The organism is Sphingobacterium psychroaquaticum, from assembly GCF_004421025.1.
GTDB classification, from domain to species: domain Bacteria; phylum Bacteroidota; class Bacteroidia; order Sphingobacteriales; family Sphingobacteriaceae; genus Sphingobacterium; species Sphingobacterium psychroaquaticum.
Map to the genome: position 1 here is coordinate 1,443,435 of NZ_CP038029.1, position 13,973 is coordinate 1,457,407.

13 protein-coding genes are annotated in these 13,973 nt (G+C 40.6%); 4 read left to right on the top strand and 9 right to left on the bottom strand.

Annotated elements, in window-relative coordinates; genetic code table 11:
- Positions 1-22: 22 nt before the first annotated feature.
- Positions 23-1,357 carry a WG repeat-containing protein gene (locus tag E2P86_RS05925; protein WP_159451825.1) on the bottom strand — a complete coding sequence of 445 codons (1,335 nt, stop codon included), beginning with the start codon at positions 1,355-1,357 and terminating at the stop codon, positions 23-25.
- A gap of 173 nt (positions 1,358-1,530) precedes the next feature.
- Between E2P86_RS05925 and E2P86_RS05930 the strand changes: the two genes are divergently transcribed.
- Complete coding sequence (locus E2P86_RS05930; RefSeq protein ID WP_134431520.1) at positions 1,531-1,950, top strand: GNAT family N-acetyltransferase; 420 nt, start codon at positions 1,531-1,533, stop codon at positions 1,948-1,950.
- Positions 1,951-1,994: 44 nt separating this feature from the next.
- Here the strand turns inward: E2P86_RS05930 and E2P86_RS05935 are convergent, their stop codons facing one another.
- Complete coding sequence (locus E2P86_RS05935; RefSeq protein ID WP_134431523.1) at positions 1,995-2,717, bottom strand: 3-ketoacyl-ACP reductase; 723 nt, start codon at positions 2,715-2,717, stop codon at positions 1,995-1,997.
- Positions 2,718-2,880: 163 nt separating this feature from the next.
- Here E2P86_RS05935 and E2P86_RS05940 point away from each other — a divergent pair, with 163 nt between their 5' ends.
- Positions 2,881-4,311, top strand: a complete 1,431-nt coding sequence (locus E2P86_RS05940) for a phytoene desaturase family protein (protein WP_134431526.1) — start codon at positions 2,881-2,883, stop codon at positions 4,309-4,311.
- A 52-nt stretch (positions 4,312-4,363) separates the two neighbouring features.
- Here E2P86_RS05940 and E2P86_RS05945 read toward each other — a convergent pair whose 3' ends face one another.
- From E2P86_RS05945 to E2P86_RS05975, 7 genes are all read right to left on the bottom strand, one after another.
- Positions 4,364-4,897 (bottom strand): OmpH family outer membrane protein, encoded by a 534-nt coding sequence (locus tag E2P86_RS05945; protein ID WP_085472533.1) that lies wholly within the window; start codon positions 4,895-4,897, stop codon positions 4,364-4,366.
- Between the two features lie 103 nt (positions 4,898-5,000).
- Positions 5,001-5,534 carry an OmpH family outer membrane protein gene (locus E2P86_RS05950; RefSeq protein ID WP_085472534.1) on the bottom strand — a complete coding sequence of 178 codons (534 nt, stop codon included), beginning with the start codon at positions 5,532-5,534 and terminating at the stop codon, positions 5,001-5,003.
- Between the two features lie 256 nt (positions 5,535-5,790).
- Positions 5,791-8,367, bottom strand: coding sequence for an outer membrane protein assembly factor BamA (gene bamA, locus E2P86_RS05955; protein WP_085472535.1), 2,577 nt, complete (start codon positions 8,365-8,367; stop codon positions 5,791-5,793).
- 120 nt (positions 8,368-8,487) lie between these two features.
- A complete protein-coding gene (locus E2P86_RS05960; RefSeq protein WP_085472536.1) occupies positions 8,488-9,225 on the bottom strand; it encodes an isoprenyl transferase in 738 nt (245 codons plus the stop codon).
- A gap of 25 nt (positions 9,226-9,250) precedes the next feature.
- Positions 9,251-10,111 (bottom strand): type IX secretion system protein PorG, encoded by an 861-nt coding sequence (gene porG, locus E2P86_RS05965; protein WP_134431529.1) that lies wholly within the window; start codon positions 10,109-10,111, stop codon positions 9,251-9,253.
- Between the two features lie 119 nt (positions 10,112-10,230).
- Entirely contained in the window at positions 10,231-11,124 is an 894-nt protein-coding gene (locus E2P86_RS05970; protein WP_085472538.1) for an NAD kinase, read from the bottom strand.
- Between the two features lie 54 nt (positions 11,125-11,178).
- Entirely contained in the window at positions 11,179-11,841 is a 663-nt protein-coding gene (locus E2P86_RS05975; protein WP_134431532.1) for a CBS domain-containing protein, read from the bottom strand.
- Between the two features lie 323 nt (positions 11,842-12,164).
- Here E2P86_RS05975 and E2P86_RS05980 point away from each other — a divergent pair, with 323 nt between their 5' ends.
- Both E2P86_RS05980 and E2P86_RS05985 read left to right on the top strand, forming a co-directional pair.
- Positions 12,165-12,995, top strand: a complete 831-nt coding sequence (locus E2P86_RS05980) for a 1-acyl-sn-glycerol-3-phosphate acyltransferase (protein ID WP_134431535.1) — start codon at positions 12,165-12,167, stop codon at positions 12,993-12,995.
- Between the two features lie 3 nt (positions 12,996-12,998).
- The gene (locus E2P86_RS05985) at positions 12,999-13,955 is read left to right on the top strand and encodes a GNAT family N-acyltransferase (protein WP_134431538.1); all 957 of its coding nucleotides are present in this window, start codon (positions 12,999-13,001) and stop codon (positions 13,953-13,955) included.
- Positions 13,956-13,973 lie beyond the last annotated feature (18 nt).

The window sequence follows — 13,973 nt, forward strand, 5'->3', positions numbered from 1 at the left end:
TGTATCGCGGGTAAAAAATACGTTATTCGGTTGGGGCAGCTACGCGCTCACCTTTCGTGTTGATCCAGAAATTCTCATCGGTCTCTTCTATATATACAGAAGCTACACCATCGCTAAATAAAGTAGCTCCACTATATTTAAATGGAATAATGAGCTTGCCTGTATGATCGATATATCCATATTTGTCACCTTTCATGGCAATAAATATATTTGGCTCTTCCGTACACCCTATATAATCCAGGTTAGTAGCGACTTTGCGTAAACCTTGGATCGTGTACATGTGATAACGTTCGTTTTCAATGGTGATGAAGTGTGTTCCGTTATAATCGATAATCGTTTCGTAGTTTGCAGGAACGGCAGCTTCTCCTTTAAGGTTTAACAGACCATTTTTTTCATTTTCCGTGAACTGGGCAAATCCCTTGTTAAAGAAATTTATCATGTCATATTTTGGAGCGATTAACACTTTTCTGTTTGCGTCCATTATACCGAACTTTTCGTCTTTGCTGAAAACATATTGAGCCGCATCAGGGTTGAAACTCAAGTATTCATATTCAAATGGTATAACTACTTTTCCTTGACGATCAATAACACCGTATTTGTAATCGCCGTTACTCGCTACACCTTGACCCGCGTGAAACTCTGCTACAGTGGTGTAAATTGCTTCCGTTAAGAGGTTGTCTTCTCCATCTTTTAGTCCGATTAGTGAAGTCTCTTCATCCGTGTACTGGAATAGATTCTCTTCAAGCTGCGTATCGGCATATAGATCTTCGTAATCCTCCACATTATCAACTTCCGTATAGTTTTCAGGCACTTCAAACTGTGATAGCTCCACATTTTCCGCAATAACGTTTGCCGCAATAAAGCCATTACCACTCGAGCTGATGCTTAAGGCCGCCCCAGGAAGCTTTTCGAGGTAGTCGAAATCGCCCCAGTATAAAACAGGTATTTTTTCTGTATACCAAATATCAACGATAATCGGATCTTCTTCCGGGGTATCATGACGTAAGTTTAATTGCGCTAATTTACAGGCGTATCCCGCAATATTCTTTTGTTGTCCTGCAATGTATTTGATCGGGTATTCATCCGTAGTAGCTGATGCTGTATTTTCAGGATTGGCATCCACGTATTGCTCGTGTTCAGGGTACAGAAAATAAGTCTGTCTATTTTTTCTGTTATGGATTATAATCGTTTCCATTTCACCATCTGATTGTATCTTGATGTAATTTGGATTAGTCCATCCTTGTAATATTATATCGTCGGCACTAGCATCAATTCCTTCACCATCTCCTGCATCGGCTGATAAAAGAATTTTGTAATCTATCCGATGAAATTTTTGACTTTGGGCGAATGCAGCCATTGTGCATAGTAAAAAGACGGAGCACACTACTAATATTTTTTTCATATTTGCTTTAATATAGAGCAAAGATGCATAATTCATGCTAATAATTATATCCCTGAAATCGGGTATATTCTGTGATTTAGTGGTAATAGACAGGTATTGAAAACAATAGCTTATTTAATGGTGTAGCGATGCAGAGAAAAGAACTACAGATCGAACAGGTGGTGGCACCGGTGACTTGGCATTTACGACTGGAAGTGATGTATCCAGGTGGTAGTTTGCGCGATGTACAACTCCCGGATGATTTTGAAGGCGTCCATTTTGGAGCCTACCTAGAGAATACGCTCGTAGGCGTCATCTCGCTCTTCCCTGATGGCAAGGTCGCACAATTCCGAAAATTTGCCGTTAAAGAATACTATCAAGGCCAAGGTATAGGTCGCGCTTTATTGGCTACGGTCTTAACCTTTTGTCAGACTAATGGTATAGAACAGTTGTGGTGCCATGCACGGACGACCGCAGAAGGATTTTATGAACAGATCGGCATGCGCCGTGTGGGGGATTTATTTTATCGAGGAACGTTGACGTACTATCGGATGGAAATCGATGTTTAGTTATTTTAGTTTGGGCAGACTTTTGTCCGCCCAAACTAAAATAACTAAGGATTTGTAGACCATAAACTTACTTCTTTCACAAAAGCACGTTGGGGAAGTTTAAGGTTGTTGACCACTAGAAAGGCTAGGTCTTCTGGTTGTAGAACACGTTCTGGATTACCGTCCGTGAAGTTGTTGCTCAAAGTCATGTCGGTGGCAATCGTACTTGGGTTTACGATGGTTACACGAATTCCTTTCTTGCGAACTTCCTGCATGATTGCTTCAGATAAATTGATAACAGCAGCCTTGGAAGCACCATAAGCGCTCAGATCTGCCGCACCTTTAAGCCCTGCAGTGGAAGCGATGTTGATAATGTCTCCTTGTTGTTGTTCCAATAAGAAAGGTAGTACTTCATGGATCATATAATATGTGCCCAGCACATTGGTCTGTATAACACGTTCCCATTCTTCAATAGCAATATCCAAAACACTTCCATAGGAAAGGATACCTGCATTATTTATTAAGATATCGATTTTTTTGTTTTCAGCCGTCAGTGTAGTGAGTGCGTTTCTTACCTCTTCCAGTTTGCTAATATCGGCCGCTGCGATTTGAACTAAGACATCAGGGTGTAATGCTTGTACTTCTGCTGCGACTTTTTCAATGTCGCTCAAGGTGCGACTGATAAGTAATAGATTGACTCCTTCGTTTGCTAATGCGAGTGCCATGGCTTTTCCAAGGCCTTTTCCTGCTCCTGTTATAAGTGCGGTTTTTCCGTGTAATGTTTGCATAAATAAAGTTTTGGGCAAATTACAATTTTGCGGCAGAGATCCCTTAATCTGTGCGTCATCTTTTCTTTAAATAACAAAGAGATCCACTGTCTTTTGATGGAAATAGAGACTGTATTCTTGATATAAGAAAAAAAACATAGCTTTATAGTAAAAGTAATATAGATTGGAAAAATATGATGCGATAATAGTCGGTTCGGGACCGAATGGTTTTGCTGCTGCGATTACTTTGCAACAACGGGGACTAAAAACCTTGTTGTTAGAAGGGGGTACAACGATTGGTGGAGGGATGCGGAGTAAGGCGTTGACGCTACCCGGGTTTCTGCATGATGTATGTGCGGCCGTACATCCTATGGCGATGGCTTCTCCATTTTTTAGATCATTGCCTTTGGAAGCCTATGGGTTACGTTTTACCTATGCACCGTATGAAGCAGCACATCCATTAGATGACACAGACACCGTATTTCTGAAACGAGATCTTGCTGAAACCGCAAATGCTTTGGAGGAGGATGCCCCTTATTACCATAAACTTATGAGTTTGGTAGCGAACGAGTGGGAGCCGTTGGCGGATGATATTATGGGTCCCTTGCGGGTTCCTAAGAACCCGATATTATTGGCAAAATTCGGCCTTACAGCGGTACAGTCTGCAGACGCTGTTGCGCGTCGTTTTAAAACAAAACGTGCGCAAGCTTTATGGGGAGGAATGGCGGCTCACGGTATTCAACCATTGACGAATTATACCACAGCAGCTATAGGGATGGTGCTCTCAGGTGTCGGGCACCGTTACGGATGGCCTATACCCGTTGGTGGATCGCAAGCTATTGCCGATGCGTTAGCGGCATACTATAAAGATTTAGGAGGAAAGATACAGACTGATTTTTGGTTACGGGATATAAAAGCGCTTCCCGAACATCAGGTTCTTGTTTTAGATCTTACACCGCGACAATTGTTGGCCATAGATGGTCTAGACTTGTCGTCCGGTTATCGCCAGCAGTTAAGTCGATATCGGCAGGGGATGGGGGTCTTTAAGATTGACTGGGCGCTATCGGAGCCTATTCCATATCGGGACAGAAGATGCCGCGAAGCGTCGACTGTACACTTGGGGAATACTTATGAAGAGATTGCGGCGAATGAAGAACGGACTGCGAAAGGGGAGATTGTGGAGCGCCCTTTTGTATTGTTAACTCAACCTTCTTTATTTGATGCAAGTCGAGCTCCAGACGGTAAGCATACCGCATGGGCGTATTGTCATGTGCCGAATGGTTCTTTGATCGATCGAACGAATGCTATTGAAATGCAGGTGGAACGTTTTGCACCAGGCTTTCGGGATGTTATTTTGGAACGATCTACATTGAACACCCGCGAGATGGAGGATTACAATCCAAATTATGTAGGCGGGGATATCAACGGCGGTATAATGGATATATTTCAGTTATATACACGGCCAACACGTCGTTTAACACCTTATAGAACATCCAATAAACGGGTCTATATATGTTCTTCAGCGACGCCGCCAGGTGGCGGTGTTCATGGAATGAGTGGTTTCCATGCGGCACAAACAGTATTGCGCGATCACTTCAGAGATATAAATTCATAAAAAAAGCCTTTCCAATTTGGAAAGGCTTTTTTTATTGTGTTTGCTTGTGCAATTATTTTACACCAAGTTTTGTTTTGATTGCAGCTGTTAAGTCATCACCACCACCATAGTAAGGAATGCTACCGTTAGATACATCTAAAACGTATGCATAACCTTTCTCTTTTGATACAACATTGATCGCATCAACTACTTTCTTTTGGATTGGTTCGAACAACTCTTGTTCTTTCTTTCCTAAATCCTCTTGTGCAACACGTTGCACCTCTTGGATACGTTGCTCCATTGTTTGCAACTCTTGACCCAATGTTTGCAATTCAGCATCTACAGCTGCTTTGTTTGCTTCACTACGGTTTCTTAACTTCTCGTTTGCATCTGTTTGCTTCTTTTGGAACAATTCATACATGCCTTGCAATTCTTTTGTTTTAGTTTCTTGCAAAACTTTCAATTGATCTTGCGCTGTTTTGAATTCGTTGGTAGAAGAAATGATATCCCCGAAATTGATGTGACCGATTTTCTGCTGTGCACTAACATATTGCGTACCGAAGAACATCACCGCTGCTACAGCTACACCTCTAAATAAATTTTTCATTCTTTCCATTTTAATCTTTTCGTATTAAACTACGCAAGCCTAATACCACACTTTTTTTATGATGTTAATAATTAATTTGTATTTACAATAATAAACAAAAAAATTAGTTTGACAAGCTTGGATCTGGCTTAAAGCCTAATTTAGTAATGATGTCATTACTTTTATCCAATTTTGGATTGGCAAACAAAAAAGTAACCTCACTGCCTTTGTCTAGAACGATATCTAAACCTTGATTGTTGGCAATATCCTGGATGGCCTTAGCAACGCGATCTTGAATGGGTTTTACCAAACGGATACGTTCTTTGTACAGGTCTCCTTCATAACCAAACTTTTGACGCTGAAAATCCTTAACTTGTTTTTCTTTGTTTACGATCTCGTCCTCACGACGACGACGCATATCGTCGTTTAGTAATACTTGATCGTTTTGATATGCTTTGTACAGTTTTTCTATCTCACCATACTGCTTATCTACTTCCTCTTGCCAGTTCGTAGCCAAATCATCTAAATGTTTCTGTGCTGAAACATACTCCGGAATGTGCTTCAAAATATATTCCGAATCCACATACGCCATACGCTGTGCAAAGGCTGCGGTTATGGAAGAAGCTACAAAAGCAATTACAAATATTATTTTTTTCATATTTCTTAAAGTTAAGCTTACACTCTGTAGGACAATTATAGTTCCAAAAAGTTTAAAATCCGCCTTTATTTCATGAAAGATTTTTACTTGCCAAAAGTAATAAAAAACCTGCTAATAAAGGTTTAATTTCCTCCTTTAACATATTTTAACTCAATAATAAGCGAATCAGTCCTTTGCCCGTGAAAATTAAATCCTCATTTAATAAAAAAGGAGGCACTTATTAAAGTGCCTCCTTTGCCCGTATATGTCAGGATTCTTAGAATCCGCCCATGTTCTGAAGGATACTGAATGTAAAGTTTTGCTTCCACTCGCTCGAGCGTAGTCCTGGGATAGGGTCAAAGGCGTGACCGTAGTCAATACCTAACATACCAAAAATTGGTAAGAAGATACGTGCTCCAACACCAGCTGAACGGCGCATTTTAAGCGGGTTTACTTCACTGAATTTATTCCATGTATTTCCAGCTTCAGCAAATGCAAGAACAAATACTGTAGCCTGTTCATTCAACATTACTGGGTGTCTCAATTCCATTTGGTATTTTGCATAGATTGGACTACCTGAGTTGATCGCGATACGCTCATAACCATTTCCTGTAGATTCTGGAATCAACGTACCGTTGGCATAGCCACGCATAGCAATGATCTCCGAACCTTGCAAGAAGTCAAACCCTTGCATACCATCACCACCAAGTTTAAAGCGCTCAAATGTTGAAGTCGGTGTTTTGTTGGTGTAGCTACCCAAATAACCAAACTGTGCTTGTGCTTTTAATACAAGTTTACCAGCCACCTTAGTGTACCATTGGCTATCGAATTTCCATTTGTGATACTCTGTCCATTTGTATTTAACATTATCCGCTGCTGTTTGGTAATTGATATTGTTCCACGAAGAGTATGGCGGTGTCAATTGTACCGAGAAACGGAAATGTGATCCTGATGTCGGATAGATTGGTGCATCAACTGAGTTACGGCTTATCTCTTGGGTGATGTTCATGTTATATGCTGTACCATCTGAGAACAAGAAGTAGTTACCGTAATTCTGCAATTTGTAACGTTGGAACGATAAAGATGTATTAATCTGGAAGTAGTTATCAGGCCACTGTAAACGTTTACCCAATGTTGCTGTAACCCCCGTCATCCAAATTCTGTTCAAATCTCTATCCGCTACCATTTGTTGTCCGGTGTAGTAGTTAAAACCACCGTATGAAGAGCTAGAAGTGTAAGCACTCAAACCGAAATAGATAGGTTTTTTACCCCCTAACCAAGGTTCAGAGAAGGAGAAGCTGTACGATTGGTAACGTTTACCAGACGTCTGTCCACGAACGCTTAGTTTTTGTCCGTCTCCACGAGGTAATGGTTTCCACGCGTCTTTTTTGAACATATTGCTTGTAGAGAAGTTGTTGAAGGTCAAACCAAGCGTACCAATAACTTGTCCGGCTCCGTAACCTCCCGAAAGCTCTACCTGATCGGACGGTTTTTCTGTTACTCTATATTCTAGATCCGTGGTTCCGTCCTCATAGTTCAAGTTGGTCGGGTTAGGCGTGATTTTTTGTTCATCAAACATTCCTAATTGAGAGATTTCACGGACACTGCGCATTAATAATTCACGTGAAAACTTCTGTCCTGGTTTTGTATAGATAGAACGTAAAACAACTTTATCGTTTGTTACATCGTTCCCTTTAACAATCACGTTATTGATCGTGAACTGTTTACCTTCACTCAATACGATTTCTAAATCGACTGTATCGTTATAGATGCGCTTGATGATGGGTTGAATACCAAAAGTTAAGTAACCATCATTTTGGTACAAGGCGCTAATATCATCAGAGTTACGCGTTGGTCCTTGTAATTTGGTTGTGATTTTTTCTTCGCTGTATACATCACCTTTCTCAATACCTAAGATTAAGTTTAAGACAGAATCTGTGTACTTAGAGTTTCCGGACCATTCAATATTTCCAACAAAGTAGCGAGGTCCTTCATGTAATTTCAGATAAATATCGACTTCATTATTGTCATAACGAACAACGCTATCAGAAAGAATTTCGGCATCACGGTATCCTTTATCCTGCATTTTTGCAGTTAAGTTTTGTTTTGCTTCTTTGTATTTATCGTCTTTAAATTTACCCGGGCCAAAAATGCGGTACCACTTCCGAGGCTTTACACCTTTAAGGTATTTTTGCAGTTGACCGCTTGAAAAAGCCTCTTGTCCATCAAAGTGTACTTTGTGTACTTTGATTTTTTTATTTTTTTCGACATTAACAATAACAATTTCATTGTTAGCTTGTGCGGTATCTTTTGCTGTCGTGATTTTTATTTCTGGGTATAAGAAAGATTTCTCACGTAAGAATTTTTGGATGGTTGCCTGCGTCGTTTTAAGTAAGTTGTCATTGACAATTTTACCCGTATTGGTGTTTAGACGTTTACGGATTTCTTCTGTTTCCGCTTTCTTTAGACCATTGATATCTATACGTGTCAGGCGTGGACGTTCTTGCACACGAATTTCCAAATAAATGTTATCTCCTTCGATACGCTCTGCATACAGCTGAACATCATCAAATAGATTTTGTGACATTAATGTTTTTACAACATTTGCGGTAGCCTCACTCGGTACTTCGATATATTGACCAACGACAAGTTTCGAGATCGTAATCAAAACGTCGCTGTCAAGATATTCGGTACCCGTAACGCGGACGCCACCAATAACGTAATTTTTCGGATCTAGGTAGCTAATCTCGTTGGGATCGTTTAGATTGATCGGGTTTTTACCTCGGATTTGAGCAAATGTCTGCTGTCCTCCCAGAAGTAAAGTAAAAGTTATAAAAAATAATATGCGCTTCATTTATTCTGTTTTCTCGGTGCTAAAGTACACCAATCTCTTGTTAATTTTTGTTAAAAGAAAATAATTGCCGGAGCCCCTAGACATTAGGCATTTATCGGATGCTGCAAAGGTAAATAAATATTACAATTGTTCACTGGTCTTGCCGAATCTTCTTTCCCTTTGCTGGTAATCGAAAATTGCTTCATAGAGATCTTCGCGCTTAAATTCAGGCCACATTTTGTCTAAAAAACAGAGCTCGGTGTAAGCCATTTGGTAAAGCAGGTAGTTGCTTATGCGCTGCTCACCACCCGTGCGGATCAGTAAATCTGGATCGGGAATATGAGCCGTGTAAAGGTGATCATGAATGGTCTGTTCTGTAATATCCTCCAGCTGTAATACGCCTTCCTGTACCTTCCGCGCAATAGCTTTAGTTGCATCAACGAGTTCAGCACGAGAACCGTAGCTCAAGGCTAATGTTAACACACAACGATCGTTATCTTTTGTAATCTCGATCGTATCTATAAGCTTTTGTCTACAGTTTTCTGGTAAAGCATCCAGGTCGCCAATTGTATTTAGGCGGATGCCATTAGCCATAAATGTTTTTGTTTCTTTGGTCAGTGTGTTTACGAGAAGCTCCATCAGTGCGCGAACCTCAAGTTTTGGCCTGTTCCAATTTTCAGATGAAAAGGCATAGAGGGTGAGGTGCTTGATTCCTATTTCTACACTTCCTTCCATAGCTTCCCGTACGGCCGACACCCCATTTTGATGACCGAAAATACGTAGCTTTCCTATCCCTTTCGCCCAGCGACCATTGCCATCCATAATAATGGCAATATGTTTTGGTAAATTATCGTTACGAAGTTTATCCTTAAAACTCATTTTCTTGTATTACTAATATTCATCACTACAGCCACCAATAGCATCGTTTATCTAAAAAGGTGAATGATAGTGTAAAGCCCACCGTCATATAGCCATCCCTTTTGCGGCCATGTCTTTTTGCTTTGCCTTGATAGGTGCTGTAATCGCCATTCGGGTACGCCAAGTTTAGCCACAGGCCGTTTGGTTCGTATTCGGACGGTAAAGCCGGATCTCCAGAAGCAACGACAGTACGGAATTCCTCCGGTAATCGTACAGCATCTATGGCGCTATACTGCGGGTACTTATTCGATATATTATCTATATCATTGTTAAAAGCTGTTCTATATCCCACTTCGGCACCTATGGTCCAGGCACCTTTGATGTTATACTTAAAACCCGTACCTACCAGCACAAAAGGAGCTATCTTTTTGATACTATTATCATCTTGAAGCTGTAGATCCGCGAGGTTGTACTTTCCACCATCTTTAATGTTCACATACGGATTGTGTTTCATCACGCCTAGCCCTCCAAAGAGGTAGGGGGTATAGCGGTTTAATTCCTTGTCAGGGATATATCGAAAGAAGTTGAAGTCTCCCCGCAGTGCTAATTCGTGTACTTTATTGTAAAACAAATGTCCCCGTGAATTGCGGTATGGATCTTTGTCATCGCTATCATTTCCATAAAGTTGTAGGTAGTTGTAGGCCAACTGTACGCCCCATGTCGAATTGAAGTTTCGTTTGAGAAAGAAACCTCCACCAGCATTTTTTAAATAAAAAGGATTGTCTGGGTTTACATCGCCCATAAAACCAGTGGCTCCACCGTTGATACCAACTTCCCACTGCTGCCCTTTGGCAACACTCGATAGCATCATGCCGATGCCAAAGATCAAATAGGATAGTCGTTTCAAATTATGGTTTTTTTCTCGTGTAAAGATATATTATTTGCGGTAATTAGCCGGTATTAAATTCTGTTAAATTTAAGGATAATGACTTCTAGGCCTTCCATCATGGGGTGTGCGGACGTTTGCTAATAGTTTCTGACATCTAACCCCCATAGCAGTTTCTCGCGAAGTGTGCTAAAGTAGCTTTGTTCGGATAGGCGTATCAGGTTGATCCCGAATGGTGCACGGCGGATTCGTAGTTTGATGCTTGTCTCGACAGTTTCACTCTTTGAGTCACAGCTCAGAATGTATTTTTCGGTGCGGCTTTCGATTTCCAGATCGAGTACACTGTCTGCTGATATTATGATGGGACGAACATTTAAATTGTGCGGGGCAATTGGTGTGATAACAAAATTACCACTACCCGGCATCATAATAGGACCACCACAGCTCAGCGAGTACGCTGTAGAACCGGTTGGCGTAGCAATGATTATTCCATCGGCCCAATATGCGTTTAAGAGTTCACCATTAAGAACTGCATTGATGGTGATCATGGACGAGGTGTCGTGTCGGAATACCGTAATATCATTCAAAGCGAAGTTTTCCTCTCCGAAGAGTTTTTGATCATTTCCGGTTACCTCCAATAAGTCTCTCTTTTGTAGGGTAAAGTTTCCCGCAAAGATGGCATCTAAAGCTTGTACTATTTGTGTTTTATGGATAGCCGCTAAGAAGCCTAAGCGTCCAAAGTTAATCCCAGCAATGGGGATGCCCGAGTCGCGAACGAGCGAAACGGCAGAAAGCATAGTTCCATCGCCGCCCAAGCTAAGCAGGAATGATATGTTTGCCGGCAGATCTACATGGCTATAATAGAGTAGCCAGTTGCTGGGGCATTCCACTTGTTTTTTTAAGAAATTATAGAAATCAGAATGAACATAAACTTGCACATTATTCTCCCGAAGATAGGTGAATAGTTGTTCAACATAAGGAAGAACAGAAGCATTGAACTCTCTGCCATATATGGCTATGGTCTTTTCTTGCATGCGCTTAATTTTTACCAGAAACTTCTTGCAAAGATGATAAAAAAAGGACGATTCTTATAAATTTAAATAATTCATCAGGATGTCATAGCGCTCCTTGATGTCCGTATCGGGGTTTCCGTCGTTGAAGGTAGCCGTTACGGTGTAATCAAAACGCCATAAGGAAGCAACCAAAGAAGCGATGTTTTGCTTGTTTACTTTAATGGTCATTTCCACTTTGGTGCTGTCAGCAATCTCCCGCACGGCAGTGCTGATAATTCGCGTGTTTTCGGACTCAATAAGGTGCGCGATATGAGAGAAAGAAACATCGTTTTTTCCCAGCTCTAAAACGATAATGGCCCCCGGCTCATTGTTGCCTAATATTTCATTCAGTTGCGGAAGCAAACTATTAGCCGTTAATATCCCGACATAGTGATTGTCTTTATCAAGAACGGGAAGGATATCGAGGTGGTGCGCCGTCATAAATTGAAGTGCATCATAGATATGCTGATCGCCGTACAGGTATAAAAACCGGAAATGCATGGATAGGCTTGCTAGACTTGCATCTTCATCTATGGCATCAAGAAGTTGTTCTTCCTGTATGATTCCAAGAAAAGAATGTTGATCGACAACAGGTAGCTGATGGGTGTGTAGTTCACTCATTTTGTTCAAGGCATAACTGATGCTGTCTGTTGTTTTTAGCTCGTAGTCAACCTGTGTATGTGCTTCAGCGATGTACATAATGAACTCCTTTCTTAGATGATACTTTTGTGTTGGTCTCAGAAAGAATCCTTGTGGACTATCTTTCAGGCTTTGGCGATCACTTCTTTGTAAGACCTTCTATAAGATTAAACACAAAAAAAATGAAAACGTTTAAATCAGAGATGCTTTTGCCACAAAAAAATATGGAATTACACTTTTTGTTGACTTATTGATCCTTTGCCATAAACCAACGATTGTGGGCTAAAATAGAAATATTCAGTGAATTTACTGCTTTAAAATATAATTTTACTTAATTTTACGGCGCATAATAAAAATTATAATAAAGACGCTTACTATCAAAAATGAACCCAGAAGAACAGGTTAAGTTTATTCAGGTGCGGAACGTTATTCATAAAAAAAGTCCCCAGTTGGCAAAATGGATTCCTAAACCACTTATCAGTTACCTTGAGCGTGTGATTCACGAGGATGATATTAATTATATCATGACTAAGTTTAGAGATCTTTATGGGTTGGACTTTGTCGATGCATTGATTGAAGAGCTAGGTGTAAATGTGGTGTTGGAAGGAGGGGAAGGGATTCCTTTGGATGATAGTGTTATTTTTGCGTCAAATCATCCTTTGGGAGGGTTGGACGGCATTGCTATTATGCATGCGATAGGTCGCTATCGCAGAGATGTAAAGTTTTTGGTGAATGATATTCTCCTCAATATAAGAAACCTGGAGCCTTTGTTTATTCCAGTTAATAAGGTTGGGAATCAAGCAAAAAGCGGCATTATGGCCATTGATCAGGCCTACGCTTCTGATAATGCATTGTTGATTTTTCCAGCAGGGTTGGTTTCCCGAAAAATTGAAGGAAGGATTCAGGATTTGGAATGGAAAAAAAGCTTTATCACAAAAGCAAAAAAATATAAAAGGGACGTCGTTCCTGTATATATAGACGGAAGAAACTCCAATTTTTTCTATAATTTAGCCAGACTTCGGGAGAAGTTAGGCTTAAAGGTTAATTTAGAGATGTTATATTTGCCTGATGAAATGTTTTCGCAACGTAATCAACGGGTAACGATTCGCATTGGAGAGCGAATTCCATATACACATTTCGATCAGTCCAAAAGTGAGAAGGAGTGGGCAAAAGAAGTGAGAACGCACGTATACAGTATGGGGGATAATAAATAATTTATGCAAGAATTAATTGCACCGGTAGAAAGAGAATTGATAAAAGCAGAGCTTTCCAAAGAGGCTTTTGTGCGTTATACAAATAATGGGAACAACGAGGTTTACTTAGTGAATTATCACCGGTCACCTCACATCATGAAAGAGATTGGCCGTCTTCGGGAGCTTACCTTCCGGGGCGCAGGTGGTGGCACGGGATTGGCGTTGGATATTGACGAGAATGACACCTGTGCACATAACTACGATCAACTGATTGCATGGAATCCGGAAGAAGAAGAAATTATTGCAGGGTATCGCGTAATTAAGTGTGCAGATGCAATCGATAGCAAGGGAGAGGTACATCTCTCAACAGCGCATTATTTTGATTTTTCGGAAAAATTCAAAACAGAGTATATGCCCTTTACCTTGGAATTGGGCCGCTCTTGGGTTCAGCCTCGGTTTCAGCCAGCAATTGATAATCGGAAAGGATTGTTTTCCTTGGATAATCTATGGGATGGTTTAGGTGCGTTGGTGGTGATCAATCCAGATGTGAAATACTTGTTCGGAAAGGTAACCATGTATCCACAGTATAATGCCGTAGCACGTGATCTACTCATTTATTTTATGGAGTTTTACTTTCCAGATAAAGAAGGATTAGTAACGCCGTATGATCATTTGAAAGTAGGGTATAAAACAGATATCTCTGCTTATAAAGGCATTTTCGATGGTTTGGATTATAAAGCGGGATACAAGGTGTTGAATACAAAGGTGCGTGAATTGGGTGAGAATATTCCTCCATTGATCAATACCTATATGAACCTGTCGCCTACCATGCGTATGTTTGGAACAGCTTTGAACGATGAGTTTGGAGAAGTAGAGGAAACGGGTATTATGATTACCTTAGATGATATTTATCCAGCGAAAAAGGAACGTCACATGCAAACCTATGAGCGGGATAAGCATTATGGCGATAAAAGAAAATAAAAAAGAGGCGTTAGCCTC